We start from the raw sequence: 25,080 nt of genomic DNA, 5'->3' as shown, positions 1-25,080 counted from the left end.
GCCCTTTGGTTTTCCGGTCGAACCGGAGGTATAAATGACATAGGCGACATGGTGCGGTCCAGCCAGTAGCTCCAAATTTGATCCGTCTTCGTGATAAATGTTCTTGCCGTCCTGCTCCTGACGATCCAGCACCAGCACCTGGCCGTCGAAACTCAGCGAGGCTTGCTCCGCCAGATGCACTTGCGTCAGCACCAGCTTCGCGCCCGAGTCCTCCAGCATAAAGCGGATACGATCGGCCGGATATTCCGGATCAATCGGCACATAGGCTCCGCCGGCCTTCAAGATCGCGTAGATGCCTACGATCATGTCCAGTGAACGGTGAACCAGAATGCCCACAGGCTGATCCGGCTGAACCCCTTGCGCACGCAAGGTCCGGGCCAAACGGTTAGCCCGTTCGTTCAGCTCCGCGTAGGTCAACGACTCTGCACCACACAGTACTGCCACTTGCTCCGGTGTATTCGCTGCCTGCTGCTCAAACAGACTGCTTAGCGTCTGGTCCTGCGGATAGGCTGCCGCCGTATCTCCCCACACCTGAACGATCTGTGCCTGCTCTTCCGCTGTCACTAGTTCCAGCTCATTCACACGGATATGCGGATTGTCAATAATTTGCTCGATGACATGCAGTACATGTCCCTGCATCCGCTCGATCGTAGACCGATCGTACACATTCGCGTTGTATCTGAACATGATCCGGAAGGTTTCATCTGGCATCACAATCAAGTCCAGATCATAGTTCGTTTGCTCGACAACCTCTACATTCGTAATGTCAAACGCGGATGGACGAGCTTCACCCAGCTGCTCAACTTGTTCCTCGACCGGATAGTTCTCAAACACCATAATGTGGTTAATCAGATTTTGCTTCTGCTCGGTCAGCGCCTGAATCTCATACAGCGGGAAGCTGTCATAGACGCCTGAAGCCAGCGCTTGCTCCTGCGTTTTGCGCATGATGTCCACAAACGTGGCATTTCGCTCACTTTGAATCCGCACTGGGATGGTATTAATGAACAGGCCGATCATATGCTCTACACCCGGAATATCCGCCGGACGTCCAGATACGACACTGCCGAATACAACATCCTCGTTGTTGTTATATTGTTGCAAAACAAGGCCCCACACGCTCTGCATCAGCGTATTGATCGTGACTTGCTGCTGCTTCGCAATCCGGTACATAGCTTCGCTCCACGTTGGATCCAGCTCTACCGTTATTTTTTCAGAAACATATTTGCTGGTATCGCTTGTTGTCGTAGACAGAACACTTTCGCTGCTATCCGCCACGTGGTCTTTGGATAAAGTATCCGCTCCAGGTAACAACGTCTGCTGTTCAAAGCCCGCCAAATAGCTGCTCCAATACTCTTTTGCCGCACGTTCATCTTGGCGCTCTAGCCATTCGATATATTGGCCATACGGTGTGATCGGAGCAAGCTCCGGCTGTTTCTGCTCCAGCAGCGCAAAGTACGTACCAAACACCTCGCCCGTAACAAGCGATAAGCACCAGCCGTCCATGACAATGTGATGGAAGCTCCAGACCAAGTGATACGTTTCTTCATCGGTCTGCAACACCTGTACGCGCATCAGCGCATCCGTACTGAGATTAAAACCTCTCGCCTGATCCTCCTGCTTAAACGTCTGGATATATGCCTGTTGCTCCGCTTCCTGCATTTCGCGTATATCCTTGAAGGAAAGATCACTATTTTTATGACGGAACACGATTTGCAATGGCTCCAGACCGTGTCCTGTCTCAAATTGATGGAAATTCGTCCGCAGCGCTTCATGACGCTGTGTCAGCAGATCCAGACTCTTACGGAAAATAGCAACATCAAAGCTACCTTTTTGATCAAACGACGCTTGCTGGAAGTATGCGCCTGAGTCCGGCTCCATCAGACTATGGAACAGCATCCCCTTCTGCATGGGAGATAGAGCATACACATTTTCAAGCTCGCCTACAGAAGCCGTTTGCTCCGTCAATTGCTCCAGCTGCTCCAGTGTCAAGCCCTTGAACAAGACATCGCTTGGCGTTAGCTCACTCCGCTCTTGGGAGGCACAATGCTTGATGACTTCCTGCAAGCTTTCCTGCAATAGCCGGGCAAACTTCTCTACGTTTTGCTGTTGGTATACATGGCTGTCATAACGAATTTCCAGGGTCAGCACACCTGCTGTAATCATGCCGTTCACATTCAGCGGCTGCTCCAGTACGGTGCGGTCACTCAACGGCTCTCCACCTGGATGTGAAGACAGCGTGATCTCACCATTTTCCAAGTCCTGATCAAATTGTCCCAAATAGTTAAAACTGATCTCAGGCTGCAGGCTCCAAGAAGAGGTAGCATCATCCGAAGACATATACTTCAACATACCGTAGCCAATGCCCTTATGCGGCACATGTCGCAGGTCCTCTTTTACCCGCTTGATGCGCTGCCCTACTTCTGCCTTTCCATCGACATCCAGCAGTACTGGATACTGACTCGTAAACCAGCCCACGGTACGTGTGATGTCGATATCGGGAACAATAGCTTCCCGGCCATGGCCCTCCAGATTGACCAGCACTCGCTCCTGCCCGCTCCAGTTGTACAATGCGGTACCGAGTGCAGTTAACAGCAGATCATTGACCTCGGTGTGGTATGCACGATGTGCTTCCTGCAGTAGCAGTCGGGTGTCCTGTTCGCTCCACGCCACGGTTACCGTCTCACTGTCTCTGACCACAAAATGCTGTCCTGCCGCTCTTTCTTGATCCTTAGGTAGCGATGCGACTTCCGCGTGGGCAAGAAGCTGCCAATATTCGCGTTCATTGTCGATGGCCGGACTGTTGGCATATTGAGACAAACGTTCTGCCCAAGTGGAGAACGAATCCGTTTTATATGGCAAGCGAATCGCTTCTCCCCGAACGGCCTGCTCATATCCAGTCGCAAAATCCTCAAACACAATCCGCCATGAAATGCCGTCTACAACCAAATGGTGAATGGCAATCAGTAAATGATCTCCATCTATGCAGCGGAAAAGTCCCAACTTCACCAGCGGTCCTTCGTCTAGACGAATCGAGCTTTGAATGGCATTGGCTTTTGTTTCCATCGTCACCGCCACATCTGTCGTATCTTCGACGCCTGTCAAATCCACAACGTCCAGATGATATAGCTCGCCTTCGTTCACACCGCGATTCCACGCTTCATAGCCCTGTTCGGTCTGACGGAAGACCATACGCAGCGCATCATGATGCTCCGTCAGCTTGGTCACCGTGTGATGCAATGCGGCTAGATTGAAGCCTTCTGCTCGATGCAGCATCACCGACTGGTTGAAATAATGCGGCTCTGCTGAAGCTTGTCCAAAGAACCACTGCTGGATCGGGGTCAGCTTGACGCTGCCTGATACCTCGCCCTGATCGGCCGTACGGCTAACTTTTTGTACATGACCGCTCAGCAGCGAAATGGACGGATATTGGAACAAATCCTTCATGTCCAGCTTGTAGCCCGCTTGCAGTAAGCGGGACGATACCTGGATCGCTTTGATCGAATCGCCACCCAGATCAAAGAAATTATCCAGAATCCCGACGCTCTTCGTTCCTAATACCCCCTGCCAAATCGAAGCCAGCGTCTGCTCCAGCGCTGTGCGCGGCTCTACATAATCCGCTCCGCTTTGCAGGCTGCCCTCCGGTGTCGGCAGGGCCTTGCGGTCGATTTTCCCGTTCGGTGTCAGCGGCATCTGCTCCAGCTGGATGAAGTATGAAGGCACCATGTAGTTGGGCAGTTCCTCACCCAGCAAGCTGCGTAGCTCACCCGCGCTGACTTCTCTTTCAGCGACATAGTACGCCACCAGTTGGTTTTGTCCCTGCTCGTCCGCTTGGGCCAGGACGATGACCTCTTGCACGTCCTCCACTTTCAATATTTGTGCCTCGACCTCGCCCAGTTCGATCCGGTAGCCCCGGATTTTCACTTGATGATCGATCCGGCCCAAGTACTCGATGTTGCCGTCGGGCATCCATCTCGCCAAGTCCCCCGTACGGTACATTCGTTCATAGCCTGCTTCACCGGCTGCAAACGGGTTCGGTACAAATTTCTCCGCCGTCAGTTCTGAACGATCCAAATATCCACGCGCCAGACCCGGACCAGATACGCACAGTTCACCTGCTACGCCGACCGGAGCCAAATGTCCATGCACATCCAGCATGTACACCCGGTGATTCGGCATAGGACGACCGATGGAAATGAGTTGGCCTGCCCTTTCATCCTCGGATACCGGCCAGATCGACGTGGCCACTGAGTTTTCGGTTGGACCGTAGCCATTGTAGTACGCCACTTGATCCTTCCATTTGTATACCAGCTCGGTGGAAGAGGCTGAACCCGCGGTGAACAAAATACGCAGGTGTGGCATCCGTCCGGGATTCAGATACACCGCATAGGTCGGCGGCAAAGCGGCCACCGTGATGTGGTGATCGGCCATATATTGCTCAAACCGCTCGTAGTTCAAAATCGTCTCTGTCGTTGGCACATATAACGTGGCTCCGCAGAACAGCGCCTGGAAGATTTCCCAGCAAGCTGCATCAAACGAGTAGCTGGCGAACAGCAGCGCATGATCCGACGTACGGATCCGAAGCGTCTGATCAAAATACGTTTTCAGATTGCACAGCCCATGGTGCTCCAACATCACGCCCTTCGGCTGCCCCGTCGTCCCTGACGTATAAATCACATACGCCAAATCATTCGGGCCGGACCCCGGCTCCAGGTTGGAACCATCCTCGTGGTACACCGATTGTTCCCCATCCAATACCAGCACTTGACCATCGATAACTGCTTTGTCCACCAGATGACTTTGTGTCAACAGCAGCTTCGCACCCGAGTCGTCCAGCATATAGCGGATACGTTCCTCCGGATAGGTTGGATCGATAGGGACATACGCACCTCCGGCTTTTAAAATCCCAAAGATGCCCACGATCATGTCCACCGAGCGCTCAGTCATCAGACCCACCAGACGATCCTTCGTCACGCCTTGACTGCGCAAGGTACGGGCCAATTGATTGGCGCGTTTATTCAGCTCGCGATAAGTCAACTGCTCTCCTTCAAAGAATAAGGCTGTCTGCTCCGGTGTCTGCTCCGTTTGCGCCTCGAACAAGCCGTGAATCGTTTGCTCGCTTGGATAGGTTGCCGCTGTATTGCCCCAAACCTCAACGATTTGCTCACGCTCCTGCACCGTAACCATATCCAGCTCATGTACACGGATGTCCGGATTGGCTGTCACCTGCTCCAGCAGCTGTACCAGATGACCTCGAATTTGCTCTACACTTTCCCGTTCAAAGGCCAGGGCATTATACCCAAAGCTCATGTGAATGGTATTCCCCGGCAGCACTACCACGTTAAAGTCATAGTTGGTCTGCTCGACAGACTCGGCTCCTGTGATGGTGAAGCTGGCCGCCTCACCGCTACCTAATTGCTCGATTTGTTCCTCGACCGGATAGTTCTCAAAAATAAGAATATGATTAATCAAATCCTGCTTAAGCTCTGACAATCCCTGAATTTCATACAGCGGATACGTATCATACACATGGGAAGCAATCGATTGCTCCTGGGTTTGCTTCATCACGTCGGAGAATACGCTGTCCACTTGACTGCGGATACGCACCGGAATCGTATTGATAAACAGACCAATGATATGCTCCACGTTCGGAATGTCTGCCGGACGTCCAGATACCACGCTGCCAAACACGACATCATCGGTGCCATTATATTTTTGCAGCAAAAGGCCCCAAACGGTCTGCATCAACGTATTGATGGTCACCTGATAACGCTTGGCTATACGCTGAATACCAGCTGTTAGCTCTACGCCCAAATCAAAATCCAGACGCTCCGCCTGATACCCTGTTTTGCCCTGGATTTTTGCCTGTGGCAAACGGGACTGCTCCTCATATCCATCCAGAACCTTGCTCCAATAACTTGATGAGGCCTGACGATCCTGCTGCTCCAGCCATTCGATATATTGACTGTACGGGGTTACAGGGGCCAGTTCCGGTTGTTTATGAGCCAGGATCGCAAAATAGCTTGCAAACACTTCGTTTGTCACCAGCGACAAGCACCAGCCGTCCATCACGATATGATGGAAGCTCCATACAAAACGGTACGTATCCTCACCTGTGCGCAACACAGCAACACGCATCAAGGTATCCTGTGCCAGATCAAAACCTCTTTGTTTGTCTTTACGCGTAAATTCGAGCATGTATTCGTTTTGCTGCTCTTCCCCCATATCCCGCAGATCTTCAACATACAGTTCGCTGCGCTTATTCCGGTACACGACCTGAAGCGGTTCATCCTTCCAGCCGCTGTAGAAGTTCGTGCGCAATACCGTATGCCGCTGCACCAAGACATCCAAACTGGCCGCAAATGCAGCAATATTAAAATGTCCTCGCAGATCAAAGGAGGCCTGTTCAAAATACGCTCCCGATTGCGAATCCATCAGATTGTAAAAGAGCATCCCCTTTTGCATCGGTGTCAGTGCGTATACATTTTCCAGCTCACCGATATGTGCCGCTTGTTCCGCAATCTGCTCCAGCTCTCCCGTCGTCAGACCTTTGAAGGACACATCACTTGGCGTCAGTTCCGGTTTTTCCTGAACGGTGCAATGCGCAATGACCTCTTGCAAAGCGGATTGCAGCAGTCCCGCCACACGCTCCAGCGTTTCTTTACGATACTGCTTACGGCTGTAAGCAATTGTCAAACGCAGTGTGCCTTCCGAGATCATCGCGTTTAAATCCAGCGTGTACGGCAAGCGGGAATGGGCATCCTCTGTCTCCCCTGCATGGTAGGACGACAACGTGATTCCACTGTTTTGCAGATCCTGATCCACCTGCCCCAAGTAGTTAAAGCTGATTTCCGGTTCGGCTGCAATCGCACGGTCATTCGATCTGGACCCAGAGGACAGGTAACGCCAAATGCCATAGGTCAGCCCTTTATGCGGAATCCGGCGCAAGCCTTCCTTGGTTTCTTTAATCCGCTGAGCCAGTGTCATTTCCTTGCTGGTCTCCAGCAGCACTGGATACAAGCTCGTAAACCAGCCTACGGTACGCGTAATATCCACCTCTGGCAGGATCGTTTCCCGGCCATGGCCCTCCAGGTTCACCAGCACCTGGCCTGCACCTGTCCAGTGGTGCACCGCCAGTCCCAGCGCGGTCAGCAGCAAATCATTGACCTCGGTGTTGTAGGCACGATGAGCCTGCTTTAACAGTTGCTGGGTTTCAGCTTCGGTCCACGCTACTGTCAGCACTTCGCTGTCTGCGTTTAAGGAGCCCTCGTAGGCAAAATCCTTAGGCAGCGGCACAGCTTCCGCTTTGGCCTGTTCCAGCTGTTTCCAGTACATGTCCTCTGCTGCCGCCTCTGGACGGTTGGCGTAAGAGGATAACTCCCGTGCCCAAGTTTGGAAGGAATCTGTTTTATACGGCAATCGTACGGGCTCACCCTTGCTCGCCTGCTCGTAGCCTGTCGAGAAATCTTCGAACAGAATCCGCCACGACACTCCGTCCACCACCAAGTGGTGAATGGCGATCAGCAGATGGTCGCCTTCGGCTGTACGGAACCTTCCCAGCTTCACCAACGGTCCTGCGGACAGGTCCATGCTGCTTTGAATTTCCGTTGCCTTCGCTTCCAGCGCTTCCGCATAGTTTTCCTGTTTACGGTAGTCCACTGTTTCCAGCGTATACAGCGTGCCTTCCTCTACAGCCCGTGTCCAAGCCGTATAACCAGCGGAAGTCTGACGGAAGACCATACGCAGCGCATCATGATGCTTCACGAGGTGATCCAACACTTGACGAATCGCCGTCTCGTCAAAGCCCTCGGCGCGATAGAGCATGACCGCTTGATTAAAGTGCTGTGGACGCTCGCGCTCCTGCGCAAAGAACCAATGCTGAATGGGGAGTAGCGCCGTTTCTCCGCTCACTTCTTCTTGATCTGCCATACGACGGACCTCGTGCATATGCGGTGCCAGGGCTGCAACTGTCGGATATTGGAACAAATCCTTCATGTCCAGCTTATAGCCAGCCTGGAACGTACGAGATGCGATTTGGATGGCTTTGATCGAATCACCGCCCAGATCAAAGAAATTGTCCAAAATACCGACCGTCTGTAGTCCCAGTACGGACTGCCAGACCGCGACCAGCGCGCGTTCTTGCACCGTACGCGGCTCTGCATAGTCGGCTCCGGTTTGCAGGCTGCCTTCCGGTGCCGGCAAGGCTTTGCGGTCGATTTTGCCGTTGGGACTTAGCGGCATTTGCTCCAACTGTACAAAGTACGATGGCACCATGTAGCTTGGCAGCTCTCGGCCCAGCTCACTTCTCAGCTCGCTCGCTCCTAGCTCTTGCCCCGCAACATAGTAGGCGACCATTTGTTTTTGGCCCGTTTCATCCGTACGAGCCATCACCACCGCTTCTCGTACCGATTCCACTTGGAGCAGCTGCGTTTCGACCTCGCCCAGTTCAATCCGGTACCCCCGGATTTTCACCTGGTGGTCGATCCGGCCCAGATACTCAATGTTCCCGTCCCGCATCCATCTCGCCAAATCGCCGGTCCGGTACATCCGTTCATAGCCTGCTTCCCCACCAGCAAACGGATCGGCAACGAATTTCTCGGCCGTTAGCTCCGGACGGTTCAGGTAACCGCGGGCTACGCCGACACCACCGATGCACAGTTCCCCTGCAACCCCAATCGGCTGCAATTGCTCCGTGCCTTCCTTCACGATGTAGAGACGAATGTTTTGAATCGGTTTCCCGATCGGAATCACTGCATATTCCTCATCCGGCTCGCAATCAAAGTACGATACGTCCACCGTCGCTTCGGTCGGACCGTACAGGTTGACCAGCTTCGCTCCGGCCAAGCTCGACACGAGCCGCTGGAACCGGGCCACATGCTGTGGTGGCAACGCTTCACCACTGGCAAAGACATGGCGCAGCGTGCCCAGCTTCGCTTGCATTACTTCCCGTGGCTGCTGCTCCACATACTCCAGGAATGCATGCAGCATGGCGGGCACAAAGTGCATCGTGGTTACACCATCGCGGGCAATCGTGTCCACGATGTCCTCCGGATTCTTTTCTCCGCCCACGGACAACAGGCTTACCTTCGAGCCGACCATCGACCACCAGAACAGCTCCCACACCGACACGTCGAAGGTGAAGGCGGTCTTTTGCAGAATCGTATCTTCTGCACTCAAGCCATAGCGATCATGCATCCACAAAATCCGGTTCAGCACGGAATGATGCTCCACCATCACGCCCTTCGGTTTTCCGGTCGAACCGGAGGTGTAGATGACGTACGCGACATGGTGCGGCCCGGCCAGCGGCTCCAGATTCGAACCATCTTCGTGATAAATGTGCTTGTCATCCTGCTCCTGACGATCCAGCACCAGCACCTGACCATCGAAGCTCAGCGATGCTTGCTCCGCCAGATGCAATTGCGTCAGCACCAGCTTCGCGCCTGAGTCCTCCAGCATAAAGCGGATGCGGTCTGCTGGGTATTCCGGATCAATTGGCACATAGGCTCCGCCGGCCTTGAGGATCGCATAGATGCCTACGATCATGTCCAGTGAACGGTGGACCAGAATACCCACGGGCTGATCCGGCTGAACCCCTTCCGCACGCAACGTCCGCGCTAAACGGTTGGCTCGTTCGTTCAGCTCCGCGTAGGTCAACGACTCCGCTCCGCACAACACCGCCACTTGCTCTGGTGTGTTCACTGCCTGCTGCTCGAATAGCGCACTTAGCGTTTGGTCCTGCGGATAAGCTGCCGCTGTATCTCCCCACACCTGAACGATCTGTGCCTGCTCTTCCGCTGTCACCAATGCCAGCTCATTCACACGGATATACGGATTGTCTACGATTTGCCCGATGACGTGGTTGATATGACCATAGATACGCTCCATTGCAGACCGGTTATACACCAGCGCATTGTACTCAAGCAGAATAGAGATATCTTCATCAGGCACGACAATCAGGTTAAAATCGTAGTTGGTTTGCTCTGTAAGTTCCACATTAGCAATGGAGAAGCCTGTGTGTGCGTCCGCTTCGCCGGAACCGCCCATCTGCTTCATCTGCTGTCCGATGGGATAGTTTTCAAAGACCATGATGTGATTGATCAGGTCTTGTTTTTGTTCAGTCCGTGCCTGAATGTCGTAGAGCGGGAACGTGTCATAGACACTGGAGGCCAAAGCCTGTTCCTGTGTACGCTGCAATACGTCAGCAAATGTAGCATCCGTTGCACTGCATATGCGTACCGGAATCGTGTTGATAAACAAACCAATCATGCTCTCCACACCTGGAATTTCTGCCGGACGACCGGATACCACACTACCAAACACAACATCCTGATGATTATTGTATTTCTGTAAAATAACGCCCCAAACGCTTTGCAGCAATGTGTTAATCGTGACATGCTGTTGTTTGGCCATTTGGTTTAATGCGGCACTTCGCTCTTTACCCAACACAAATGGTAGCTTTTCTAAAACATAGCCGGGATTCGAACTTTGACCGCTTCTGTCTGAATCTTTGTCCCACTCTGCTTCAGAAGCCTGCGAGTTCTCACTAGGCAACAAGGTTTGCTGCTCAAAACCTGCCAAATAGTCATTCCAATAACGAGATGCTTCCTGTGCATCTTGGTGTTCCAACCATTCGATATAGTCACTATACGGCTTGACAGGTGCGAGTTCTGGCTGCTTGTTCTCCAGCAAGGCAGCATATACACCAAACACTTCGTCTGTCATTAGTGACAGGCACCAGCCGTCCATCACAATATGGTGGAAGCTCCATACAAAACGGTATGAGCGATCGCCCGTGCGGAAAACAGCTACGCGCATAAGCGTATCCTCGCTTAGATCAAAGCCTCTGGCTTTATCCTGAGACACAAATTCAGCTACAGTCTGTTCACACCCTCTGACATCCTCATAACGGAAGCTCGAATCTTTATGACGATAGACGATTTGTAAGGGTTGACCATGCCAGCCACTGTAGAAATTCGTCCGTAATATAGCGTGGCGACTAACCAGCAGCTTTAGGCTTTCCTGGAATATGGACGGTGCAAAGTGGCCCTCAAGGTCAAAGGTTGCCTGCTCAAAATACACGCCGGTTTCTGCATTCATCAAATTATGGAACAGCATTCCCTTTTGCATGGGGGTCAGTGGGTACACATTTTCCAATTCCCCAACCGTCTTGGTCTGTTCCTTAATCGTATCGAATTGCTCCAGGGTCAGACCCTTGAACAGTACATCACTTGGAGTCAATTCGGCCTGCTCCCGTGTCACACAATGCTCGATCACTTCAAGCAGATTGGATTTCAACAGATCAGCCAGCATTTGGACCGTATCTTTACGGAAGGCTTTGCCGTTATACCGAATGTCGAGTTCCAGGATGCCGTTCGTGACGATTCCGCTCACATCGAGCGCATATTTCATCTTCGTCCGGTCACTCACGACCGATCCCATTGAGTAAGGAGACATGCGGATATCGCTGTTTTGCAAGTCCTGATCCAACTGTCCGAGATAGTTAAAGCTTACTTGTGGCTCGGCAAAAGCTTGATGTTGACCAACGGCTTGGCCGGATTCACTCCAATATCTCCAGATTCCATAGCCCATTCCTTTATTCGGAATATGGCGCAGGCACTCTTTGACCTGCTTGATGTGTTCCGACAAAGCACGATCACAACCAATGTCTAGCAATATCGGATATGGACTCGTAAACCAGCCTACCGTACGAGAAATGTCCGTATCCGGCAAAATGTTCTCCCGTCCGTGTCCCTCTAAATGAATCAGACTGCGTTCATGACCCGTCCACGTGTACAGCGTCATGCCTAGTGCAGTCAGCAGCAAATCGTTCACTTCCGTGTTGTACGCGCGGTGTGCTTGCTTCAATAGTTTTTCTGTCTCTTCTTCCGTAAGCTGGAAGACCACGGTATCCGTGTCAGCCAAGGTAAACGGTTCGGCCTCCGCTTGATCCTCAGGCAAACGTACTTGGTCAGCCAAAGCGGCTGCGTTCCATTGCTCCCAGTAGGCGTATTCGCTGTCCATGGCTGCGCTATGCGCATACTTGAAAAGTTCTTGCGACCAGAAGCGGAATGAATCCGTTTTGTCTGGTAACTGAAGTACCTCTGCATGAATGGCCTGTTCATAGGCTACGGCCAAATCCTCGAATAAAATACGCCATGATACCCCGTCCACGACCAAATGGTGAATCGCCATCAGGAGATGATCCCCATCTGCACAGTGGAACAAACCAGCCTTCAACAGCGGCCCTTCATGTAGCTGGATACTGCTTTGAATTTCACTGGCTTTCGCCTCCATAGCTGCGCTGAGCATGGCTTCATCCGTCAAGTTCGTAAAGTCCACCACATCCAGGTGATACAGCTCGCCTTCCTGTACTCCGCGGTTCCAGGCTTCATAGCCTTGCTCGGTCTTGCTGAACACCATCCGCAGAGCATCATGGTGCGCTGTGAGTTTGTCAAGTGCCTGACGCAGAGCGGACTCATCAAACCCTTGCTTCCGGTGCAGCATCACCGCCTGATTAAAGTGATGCGCATCTACTTGCTCCTGGGCAAAGAACCAATGCTGGATGGGAGACAAAGTTGTTTCCCCGCTCACTTCTCCCTGATCTACCCTACGACTTACCTCGTGCATATGCGGTGCCAGTGTTGCGACGGTTGGGTAGCGGAACAAATCCTTCATGTCCAGCTTGTAGCCTGCCTGGAACGCACGCGATACGATTTGAATCGCCTTGATCGAATCGCCGCCCAGATCAAAGAAATTGTCCAAAATCCCGACAGTGGGCACGCCCAGGATGGACTGCCAGATCGCTACGAGTGTCCGTTCCGTTACCATTCGTGGCGCTGCATACTCTGCACCGCTGTGTAGACTGCCTTCCGGTGCTGGCAGGGACTTGCGGTCGATTTTGCCGTTCGGTGTCAGCGGCATCTGCTCCAACCAGATGAAATACGACGGCACCATATAGTTTGGCAGCGCTTGTCCCAGCTTTTGTCTCAGCTCATTAGCTCCAAGCTCTTGACTTGCCACGTAGTACGCCACGAGCTGGGTTTGACCTGTTTCGTCCGTGCGGGCCATGATGACTGCTTCTTGTACGGACTCCACCTGCAGCAGCTGCGATTCGATCTCGCCCAGTTCGATCCGGTAGCCCCGGATTTTAATCTGGTGATCCATCCGGCCCAAATATTCAATGTTGCCGTCCGGCATCCATCTCGCCAAATCGCCTGTACGATACATCCGCTCATGACCTGCCTTACCACCAGCGAACGGATGATTTACAAATTTCTCGGCCGTCAGTTCTTTACGTTTCCAGTACCCACGGGCCAAGCCTTCCCCTGCAATACATAACTCACCTGGCACACCGACGGGCTGCAATTCCCCATTCGCATTCATGATATATATTTGGGTATTCGCGATAGGGCGTCCAATATGAATATGTTGAGCATGGGTCAGTTCCTGCACGGTCGACCAAACCGTCGTTTCTGTAGGTCCATACATGTTATAAATCCGGGGACCGTTGATTTCTTGCAGTGCTGCAAGCAGCTTAGACGGCAGGGCTTCGCCCCCCACCATTATAGCCTTCACGCCTTGCAGCGCGCGGGAACCTGCTTCATGACCCAGCAGCATTTGCAGCCGGGACGGCGTCATTTGCAGCATTTCAATATGATGATGAGCAATCAATTCACCCAGAGCCTGTGGATTCACCTGATGCTGACTATCGCCAAGCACCACCGTCATTCCGCCTAACAGTGGCAGGATCGTCTCCAAGACAAAAATGTCGAAAGAAATGGTCGTCAGTGACAACATCGTTTGGCTCGTTTCAAAGTCAATGACTTCGCGCATCCCTGTAATAAAGTTGAGGACCGAGCGATGCTGGAGCATAACTCCTTTCGGATTACCCGTCGAACCAGAGGTATAGATAACGTAAGCCAAATGCTCTGGGCGGGTAATCGCCTCCAGGTTACTGCTTTCTCCCTGATACAATGCTGCATCCTCAAGAAATAGGTTATTGGCATGGCATTGGTGTTCTTCTGCCAAATCACGACGGGTCAGAAGCACTGCGGCCTCGCTGTCTTCCAGCATGTATGCAATACGTGAGGACGGAAATTCGGGATCAATCGGCACATAAGCACCACCTGCTTTTAGCACGGCCAGCAGACCTACGATCATTTCCACGGAGCGCTCCACCATCAGGCCGACCAGTTTGTCGGGTCCTACTCCCTGTGCTTGAAGGATGCGTGCCAATGAATTCGCCCGTTCATTCAGCTCCCGATACGTCAGACGCTGATGTCCAAACACCAGTGCCACCTGATCCGGTGTCTGTGCCACCTGTTCTTCAAACAGCTGATGGATCGTTTGATGAGACGGAAATGCACAAGCGGTATCATTAAAGGCCGCTGTAATTTGCTGTTTTTCCGCTGCTGTGAGTAGTTCCAGCTCTTCCACTCGAACATGCGGGTTGAGCGAAATTTGCTCCAAGAGACGCGCAAAATGTCCATACAGACGTTCAATACCTGCTTGATCAAAGCTGAGCGTGTTATACATAAAACGAATCTTGATGCCTTCACCTGGCATCACGACAACGTTCAGATCGTAGTTGGTTTCCTCTGTAGACACCACGTTTGAAATTGTGAAGGGTTCCTGTCCTTCACTGCCCAGTTGCTCTACCTGCTGCTCCACCGGGTAATTTTCAAATATCATAATATGGTTGATTAAATCCTGCTTCTGCTCGGTCAGTGCTTGAATTTCATACAGCGGGAACGCATCGTAGGCATTGGAAGCCAGCGCTTGCCGCTGTGTTCGTTTCATCAGCTCGACAAAGCTTTTACCTGGTTCAGACTGCACACGCACTGGAATTGTATTGATAAATAGCCCGATCATGTGCTCCACACCTGGAATATCCCCTGGACGACCGGACACAACGCTGCCGAACACGACATCCGTACTGTTGTTATACTTCTGCAACAGAACGCCCCATACCGTCTGAATCAACGTATTGATCGTGACCTGATTTTGCTTCGCCACCCGTTCGATCTGGGCAACCAGCTCTGGCTGGAATTCGCAATCCAGATCTTCAGCGATATATTCCCCGGTGTGCATTGATTTCGGCTGTGTTTTTTGCTGCGGAAGCGTAATTTGCTGCTCGTAGTCCGCCAGATACCCACGCCAGTATTGCAGGGCTGCCTCACGATCCTGACGCTCCAGCCATTCGATAAATCGGCTGAACGGCGTGACTGGCTCCAGCACTGGCTCATCACCCGCACGCAGGGCCAGATAGCTACCGAATACTTCCTGGGTCATAAAGGACAAGCACCAGCCATCCATCAAAATGTGATGGAAGCTCCAGATAAAGTGGTACGTTTCATCCCCAGTTTGCAGGATCGAGATACGAAGGAGTGCATCTTCCGCGAGATTAAATCCCTTCGCTTTATCGGCAAGGGTAAATGCCTCAACACGTGCTTTACGTTCTTCTTTTTCCAGTCCGCGCAGGTCTTCATAGTACAACTCTCCGCTGCGATTGCGGAAAACGACTTGTACAGGCTCGTCCTTCCATGAACTGATAAAGTTCGTCCGTAATGCTTCATGACGCTGTACAAGCAGATCCAAGCTTTTACCGAAAGTAACCACATCGAAGCGCCCATTCAACTCAAAGGATGCCTGCTCAAAATAAGCCGCCGAATTCTCATCCATCAGGCTGAAAAAGAGCATCCCCTTTTGCATCGGTGTCAAAGCATATACATTTTCCAGCTCGCCCAGATCTCGCGTATCTTCCACCAATTGCTCCAGTTCGTCTAGCGTTACCTGTTTTAACAGCACATCACTTGGGGTCAGCACTGTTCTTTCTTGGGCAACACAATGGCTAATCACCTCACGCAAGCCAGATGCCAGCAGCTCTCCCAGCCGCTCCATCGTTTCATGACGGAACTGTGTTGTGCCGTAGCGGATCGTGAACACCAACTCGCCATCTTCGATTAATCCGTTGATATCCAGCGCAAAATCCATAGTCGCGTTCGTGCTGACAGGCACACCAATGGAATAGGATGAAGGCTGTAAATCGTTGCCTTTATAATCCTGATCGAATTGGCCTAAATAGTTAAAACTGATCTCAGGCTGAGTCTCTAACTGCACGCCTGCTTTCTCCAGCACATTTAGATCCGACAGGTAGCGTAAAATACCATAGCCGATGCCTTTTTGCGGAATATGACGCAACCCTTCCTTGGTCCGCTTGATCAGGCGAGCAGTATGTCCCCCTTCTCCCAGACTTCCATCCAGGACAACCGGGAACTGGCTCGTAAACCAGCCGACCGTGCGTGTAATATCCACATCCGGTACAATGGCTTCCCGTCCATGACCCTCCAGGTTGACCAATATCCGCTCGGAACCCGACCAGTCATACACCGCTTTTCCGAGCGCGGCTAGCAACAGGTCATTCATTTCCGTGTTGTATGCGCGATGAGCTTGTTTGAGCAGCTGCTCCGTCTCCTGCTTCGTCCAGCGGACCGTCACCACCTCACTGTCTCCGAGCCGTGCATTATCATTCGCAAAATCCTTCGGCAAAGGCTTCGCGAGGCTTGCTTCGGCTTGTTCGATATGCTGCCAGTAGGCCAGCTCCCGCTCCATCGTCGCACTGTTGGCATAGGCTGACAGTTGTTTGGCCCATACCTGGAACGAATCTGTTTTATGCGGCAGCCGAATAGCTGTGCCGGTCTGACCTGCAACTGCCTGCTCATAACCAGATGCCAAATCCTCCAGCAAAATACGCCACGATACACCGTCCACCACCAAATGATGAATGACGATTAATACATGGTCGCCCTCAGCGCAATGGAACAGACCGAGCTTCACCAGCGGACCCGCGCTCAAATGAATGCTGGCTTGAATTTCACTCGCCTTGGCTTCGATAGCGGTGGATTCGTCTTCCACTCCGCTGAAATCTACAATATCCAGCGTGTATAGCTCGCCTTCCTCTACACTGCGGTTCCAAGCAACATAACCCTGCTCCGTCTCACGGAATACCGTGCGCAATGCGTCATGATGCTGGACCATACGGTCCATCGTACGGCGCAGCGCGTCGACATCAAAGCCCCCAGCTCGGTACAGCATCATCGCCTGGTTGCTGTGGTGCAGATCAGCCGGCTGCTGCTCGAAGAACCAGCGCTGAATAGGTGTCAGTTCCACCTGGCCTACTGCTTCTTCCTGACTGGCCACCTTGCCATCGGTACGAAGTAATGGACTGAGTGCCGCTACCGTCGGATGGCTGAAGAGGTCTTTCATGTTCAATCGATAACCCGCTTGCAGCAAGCGGGAGGATACTTGCAAGGCCTTGATCGAATCGCCGCCCAGCTCGAAGAAGTTATCCTGCGTGCCTACGGCCTCCACGCCAAGCACTGCGGCCCATACCGCAGCCAGTACTTGCTCCACCGTAGTACGCGGTTCCACATAGGCTGCTCCGGTATGAATGCTGCCTTCCGGTTCCGGCAAAGCCTTGCGGTCGATTTTGCCGTTGCTGGTCAGCGGGATCGTCTCCAGTCGCATCAGGCGTGCAGGCACCATGTGCGCTGGCAGTCCGGCTTCCAGCTCTGCTTGTACTTCCTCGATCCGCAGCTCGGCTTCTCCCGTGATGTATCCGCACAAATACTTGTGTCCACGCTCGTCCGTCCGGTCGATGACTACAGCTTGTCGCACACCTGGTACCCGCTGAATTACGGTTTCAATCTCGCCCAGCTCGATTCGATAGCCCCGGATTTTGACTTGATAGTCCATCCGGCCGATAAAGTCTACATTGCCGTCCGCCATCCACCGCGCCAAATCGCCGGTGCGATACAGTCGTTCACCCGGTACATATGGATTCGCTATGAATTTCTCGGCCGTCAGGTCCGCACGGTTCAGGTATCCCCGTGCGACCCCGATGCCGCCGATGCATAGCTCGCCCAGTACGCCGATCGGCACCGGATTCAGCTGGCTGTCCACGATGTAGAAGCGTGCGTTCAGCCATGCCTGACCAATCGGCACATTCCCGCTGCTTGGTAGCTTCGACAGCTCTTCGTCGTAGAAGCTGGAGTCAATCGCCGCTTCCGTGACGCCATAGCTGTTGATGATACGGATATCTGCGCCAAACCGTTCTTGCAGCACTCGGTAGTCCGTCACGCTGCAGCTATCTGAGCTCGTAATCAGCAGCTCCAGACTGCTCATGTCCAGTCCGTGCTCGTACACATGCTGCATAAACGGTACGATCAAGGCTGGAGTCGATTCGAACACGGTAATCTGATAATCACGAATCCAGCCATATAGACGGCTTGGATCAATGCGATCCTCTTTCGGACAGATGACCATCGTGCCGCCGTTATAGAGCGTCCGTGCAATATCGCCGACGAACACGTCGAAGGAGAAGCTGGCCAGTTGCAGCAATCGGACTGGGAACTGGTTCAGACGGTAATCCCGGCGATACGCCGCAGCCGTGTTCACCAAGCTGCGATGCTCGATCATGACGCCTTTTGGACGCCCCGTTGTACCGGACGTATAGATCACATACGCCAAGTCTTGCGGCTCGTTGATACGTTCAATATCCGTGGTATCCCCGGTGTACAGCGACTCATCGTCAAGTGCCAATACAGTACGCAGACGCAGCCCAGTTACCGGTTCAGATGCTGCTTCGCGGTCAGACTTCGAATCTGCTTTCAAGCTTACGCCTTCATTCAGACGGTCTCTTTCCATCGTTTCAGCGCTAACCGCCGTCTCCAGCATACCCTCGCTCTTTCCTTCGCCCATAGCCCATTGGCTTTCCTCCAGCCAACCCTGTGCGCGCTCCTGCAAGCCGATTTGCGTGAGCAGCACCGTCGCACCGCTGTCCTCCAGCATGAAACGAATGCGCTCGGACGGATAGTCTGCATCTAGCGGTACATAGGCGCCTCCAGCCTTCCATACCGCTAGTACGCCGACCAGCATGTCTACCGAACGCTCGCTCAAGATGCCGACAATCGATTCGCGTCCAATGCCCTCATTCCGCAATCTACGGGCCAGTTGGTTCGCACGCTCGTTCAACTCGCGGTACGTAAGCTGCCGCTCCTCGTATACAACGGCCACGTGATCCGGCACAAGCTGCGCTTGTTCTTCCACATAGGCGTGGAACAACAATTCGGATTCCTTTTCATCACTCCATGCAGCTACGCCCACGGATCCAAAACCATCGATAATTTTCGCTTTTTCCGCAGTAGTCACCAGCTCAAGCTCATCCACCAGTGCATCTGGTCGGTGAATCGCTTCTTCAATCATATGCAGCAAATGCTCACGGATTTGCTCTACAGCTGTACGTTCCAACACCTGCGCGTTGTACTCCAAATGGACATGGATTTCATCGCCTGGCACCACCGTAATGTTGAAATCATAGTTTGTTTGCTCTGACATGGAAGTATTGGCAATCGTAAAACCATTGTTCCCACGACTACCCATCTGCTCCATGCGCTGTTCCACGGGGTAGTTTTCAAACACGATAATATGGTTCACCAGGTCCTGCTTCTGCTCGGTCAGGGCCTGAATTTCATATAACGGATAGGTTTCATAGGCACGGGAAGCCAGTGCCTGCTCCTGAAGCTGCTTCATCAGCCCAGCAAATGTCATCTCTTTCTCACTGTGAACTCGTACAGGAACCGTATTAATGAACAACCCAATCATTTTATCGATGCCCGGAATATCTGCTGATCTGCCGGATACGACACTGCCAAATACCACATCCCGACTATTGTTATACCGCTGTAACACAACGCCCCACGCTGCTTGCAGGAATGTATTGACTGTCACTTGCTTCTGCTTAACCAGCTTGTTCATCCGCTCCGTCACTTCACGGCCCAGTGTAAATGAAAGCTTGTCCGCTTCATATGCTTTAGCGTGACCGTCCAGCTGTTTGACCTGCGGCAATACGGTCTGCTGCTCAAAGCCCGCAAAATAATCGCTCCAGAACCGTTCTGCCTCCGCGTTGTCCTGTCGATCCAGCCATTCAATATATTCACTGTATGGCGTTACCGGGGCAAGCTCTGGCTTGCAGTCTTCGAGGATGGCAAAGTACGTATGAAACGCTTCCCCGACAACCAGGAACAAGCACCAGCCGTCCATCAAAATATGGTGGAAGCTCCATACAAAACGGTACGACTCCTCACCTGTACGTAAAATAGACACCCGCATCAGCTCGCCGGAGCTGAAATGAAAGCCTGCCGCTTTGTCACGTTCCGCAAAATCAGCAAGGTATGCGGCCTGCTCTCCTGGTTCCATCGAACGCACATCTTCAAACCGGAATCCAGCCGCTTTATGGCGGTACACTACCTGTAAAGGCTGCTCATTCCAGCCACTATAAAAATTTGTTCTGAATATTTGATGGCGATCCACCAGCTGATTGAGGCTTTCAGCAAAAGCCTCCACTTGGAAGCTGCCTTGCAGATCAAATGTCGCCTGCTCAAAGTACGCCCCGGATTGCGGCTCCATGAAGCCGTGGAACAGGATGCCTTTTTGCATAGGGGTTAACGAATAAATGTTTTCCAGTTCTCCCGCAGCAGCCGTCTGCTCTACAATATGATCCAGTTCTACAGCCGTCAGTCCTTGGAAGGACAAGTCGCTTGGTGTCAGCTCCGGCAACTCTTTGGCCACACAGTGAGTCAACACCTCACGCAAGCTCTCCTGCAGCAGATCAGCCAGTTTTTTGATCGATTTTTTCATGAACATTTTGTTGCTGTAGCTGATCGTCAGTTCCAGGGCACCTTCTGTGATCATGCCGTTGATATCCAGAGCATACCGCTTGGTCAACGTGTCACTCATGGAAGCTCCGACGGAATAAGGAGACATGCGGAATGCATTCTGCTTCAAATCCTGATCGAATTGGCCGAGATAGTTAAAGCTGATTTCCGGCTCGGCCACAAAAGCTGATTTCCCTTCCCCATCAGCAAGATATCTCAAAATCCCGTATCCAATCCCTTTATGCGGCAAACGGCGTAGCCCTTCCTTGACGTTCTTGACACGCTGTCCCACATTCCGGTCCTCGCCCATATCCAGGACCACTGGAAATTGGCTGGTAAACCAACCGACGGTGCGCGTAATATCCATATCCGGCAAAATGGCTTCCCGTCCATGACCCTCCAGATTTACAAGCACCTGACCGATGCCTGCCCACTCCTGAACGGCCGTACCCAAAGCTGTCAGCAGCAGGTCGTTTGCTTCTGTATTGTAGGCCCGATGGGCTTGTTTCAAAAATTGTTCCGTTTCTTCGACCGTCCACGCTACGGTCAGTGTCCGTTCATCGCGAAGCTGTGGTTTGGCCTGAGACTTACGAGTGTAATCCTTAGGCAATGCCTGTTGAACAGCACCAGCTCGCTCCACCTGCTCCCAATATGGCCGTTCCTTCTCCAACGCGGCGCTGTTCGCATAAGCTGTCAGCTGATCCGCCCAAAGACGGAAAGAATCCGTCTTATTCGGCAAGCGGACAGACTCGCCCCGTAAAGCCTGCTCATAGCCGGATGCCAGATCCTCCAGCAAAATACGCCATGATACGCTGTCGACCACCAAATGGTGGATTGTCACCAACAAATGGTCTCCATCAGTACAACGGAACAGACCCAGCTTCACCAGCGGTCCTTCAGACAAGTTTATGTTGTGTTGAATTTCAGTTGCTTTCGTTTCAATCTTCGTGCTCAGGATGACTTCATCCGTCAAATCCCTAAAGTCCAGCACGTCCAGATGATACAGCTCGCCTTCCTGTATTCCGCGATTCCACGCTTGGTAGCCTTGCTCGGTCTTCCTGAACACCATCCGCAGTGCATCGTGGTGCTCCGTCAACTGGATTAGCGCTTGATGCAAAGCAGCTTCGTCAAAGCCCTGCTCCCGGTGCAGCATAACCGCCTGATTAAAATGATGCGCGTCCACTTGCTCCTGTTCAAAGAACCAATGATGGATCGGAAGCAATGCCGTTTCCCCGCTCACTTCTCCCTGATCTGCCATACGACTTGTCATAAGTGGTGCCAATGCTGCGATGGTTGGACACCGAAGCAAATCCTTCATATCCAGCTTGTAGCCTGCCTGGAACGCACGGGATACGATTTGAATCGCCTTGATCGAATCGCCGCCCAGGTCAAAGAAATTGTCCAAAATACCGACGGTTGGCACGCCCAAGATGGACTGCCAGATTGCGACGAGTGCCCGTTCTGGCGCGGTATGCGGCGCTTCATAATCCGTTCCGCTTTGCTGGCTGCCTTCCGGTGCTGGTAGGGACTTGCGGTCGATCTTACCGTTCGGTGTCAGCGGCATCTGCTCCAACTGAATGAAATACGACGGCACCATATAGCTTGGTAGCTCCTGCCCCAGCTCACTTCTCAGTTCACTAGCTTCCATGGCTTGATTGGCCACATAGTACGCTACCATTTGTTTTTGGCCCGTTGTTTCGTCCGTACGGGCCACGACGGTCGCTTCTCGTACCGACTCCACCTGCAAAAGCTGTGATTCGATCTCGCCCAGTTCGATCCGGTAGCCCCGGATTTTAACCTGGTGATCCATTCGTCCCAAATATTCAATATTGCCGTCCAGTGTCCATCTGGCCAAATCACCTGTACGATACATCCGTTCATAGCCCGCTTTGCCTCCAGCAAACGGATTTTCCACAAATTTCTCGGCCGTCAGATCTTCGCGATTCCAATACCCACGGGCCAACCCTTCCCCTGCTATACATAATTCTCCCGGTATACCGACTGGCTGCAATTCCCCGCTCGTATTTAGGATATATATTTGGGTGTTCGCGATGGGACGTCCTATATTAATTTCTTGAGCATGAGTTAGTTCCTGTACAGTCGACCAAACTGTCGTTTCTGTAGGTCCGTACATGTTATAAATACGGAGACCATTTATTACTTGCAGCGCTCCCAAAAGCTTGGAAGGAAGGGCTTCACCTCCCACCATGATTTCCTTCACACCCTGTAGCGCGTGGGAACCTGCTTCATGATCCAGCAGCATCTGCAGCCGGGATGGTGTCATTTGCAACATCTCAATATGATGATGGGTAATCAACTCACCCAGTGCCTGAGGGTCCACTTGATGCTGGTGGTCGCCAAGCACAACCGTCATTCCAGTCAGCAGCGGCAAGATGGTTTCCAAAACGAAAATATCGAATGAAATGGTTGTCAGTGACAAAATGGTTTTGCCAGCTTCAAAGTCAATGATTTCACGCATCCCGGTAATAAAGTTGAGTACCGAGCGATGCTGGAGCATAACTCCTTTTGGATTTCCGGTTGATCCAGAGGTATAGATGACGTAGGCCAAATGCTCTGGGCGAGCAATCGCCTGCAGGTTGCTGCTTTCTCCCTGATACAATGCTGCATCCTCAAGAAATATAGCATTGGCATGGCAAGGGTGCTCTTCTGCCAGATCACGACTGGTCAGAAGCACTGCCGCTTTGCTGTCTTCCATCATGTATTCAATACGAGATGACGGAAATTCGGGATCAATCGGCACATAAGCTCCGCCTGCTTTTAGAACGGCCAGCAGACCTACAATCATTTCCACTGAGCGTTGTACCATCAGGCCAACCAGCTTGTCAGGTCCTACTCCCTGTACTTGAAGGATTCGTGCCAATGAATTCGATCGTTCATTCAGTTCCCGATAAGTTAGACTCTGATTTCCAAATACAACCGCTGTCTGATCCGGCGAACGTTCTGCCTGTTCCTCGAATAGCTCATGAATACCCGCATCGTGTGGAAAGGGGACAGCTGTCGCATTAAATACATCCATAATTTGAGTCCGCTCTTCGTCACTCATCAGTGACAACTCCTGAATCCGCTTCTGTGGCCCTTTCACCATATGCTCTACCACACTCACGAATTGGCGAATAATTCGGGCGATCTCCTGCTCGCTGAACAGCTCGGTCCGATAATCCAGTTGCAATACAAGTTTATCGTCATCCAGCATGTCTATCATGGCAATATCGAAGTCGCTCACCGTATCTCCGCAGAAATCAGTATGTACCTGCTGAATGGCTTCATCAAAACGAGAGAAGCTCAGCGTACGGTACTGAATGGTAACGCCAAACAAGCGGCCAATATCCGTGCCGCTTTGCTGTTCACGCAAATCCTGCATGATTTTGTTATACGGATAACGCTGATGCCGCAAAATGGACGCCTGCTCCTTGCCAACACCGTGTAGAAAAGTGAGCAACTCGGATTCCGGCTCAACTTGCAGACGTGTAGCCACAGTGCTGACGAACATGCCCATTGTATTTTTTTCCTTCTTTAACGTGCGGTTAGCATACAATGTACCAACGGTTAAATCTTGTTCACCTGTCGTTTTATGTAAAAAAATATACAATGCGGCCAGGAAAAATGTAAAAATACTGATGTTATGCGCCTCGCAAAAAGCCGTGACACCACGATATAATTCGTGCTCCAGTGTATAAACCTCTCGGCGTGCAGCCGTGCTTATCGTGAGCGGATTGTAAGACTTTAAACCTGTAACCTCCGGCAAGTCGGCAAATTTCTCCGTCCAGTACACCTTGTCCTTTTGGTAGCGTTCTGATTGCTCATAGCTTTGCTCCGTCTGAATAAAATCGAGATATGAGTTCGCTGGGACCGGCGTATCTGAACCTGTACCATGTACAATACTCATATAATTCCCCGTAATTTCATTAATGGCCTGCTCCATGGTAACGCCGTCAGAAATAATATGATGCATCTTGAAACTAAACCAGGTGTCTTCTGCCCCCAGCTGCAAAATAACAAATCGATACAACTGCGAATCCAGTAAGGGGAACGGCTGGGCATTATGATGACTCACCCATAGCTCAGCTTCCTCTGGAGTAACCTGAAGGGTTTCTATGCTTTGAGCAGCAAACGGCTCAACATATTGATAGGGAATGCTGTCCCGAACCGTGATTTTGATACGAAAAGAATCGTTTTGTGCAACCACCCGGTTCATTGCCTCCTGCAATGCATCTATGCGAACCGTTCCCTTGATTTTAACAGTGGTAATAATCGTAGATGTGTTGCGATTGGGATACACAAGCTCCGTGTACCAAATACGTTGCTGTGGCTGGCTTAATGTAAACAATTGAACATTGTGCTGAGTCAT

The 25,080-nt window shown here is 52.0% G+C and carries 1 protein-coding gene (running past one end of the window); it reads right to left on the bottom strand.

From position 1 onward, the window contains the following. Nucleotides 1-25,080 carry the 5' portion of a non-ribosomal peptide synthase/polyketide synthase gene (locus ACUC6J_RS12100; RefSeq protein ID WP_447250261.1) on the bottom strand. The gene continues 17,184 nt to the left of window position 1, outside the view, so only the first 25,080 of its 42,264 coding nucleotides appear in the window; it begins with the start codon at nt 25,078-25,080; its stop codon lies off the left edge, out of view.

It is taken from the genome of Paenibacillus sp. JJ1683, from assembly GCF_053006485.1.
This window is presented reverse-complemented; position numbering and strand designations above follow the sequence as displayed.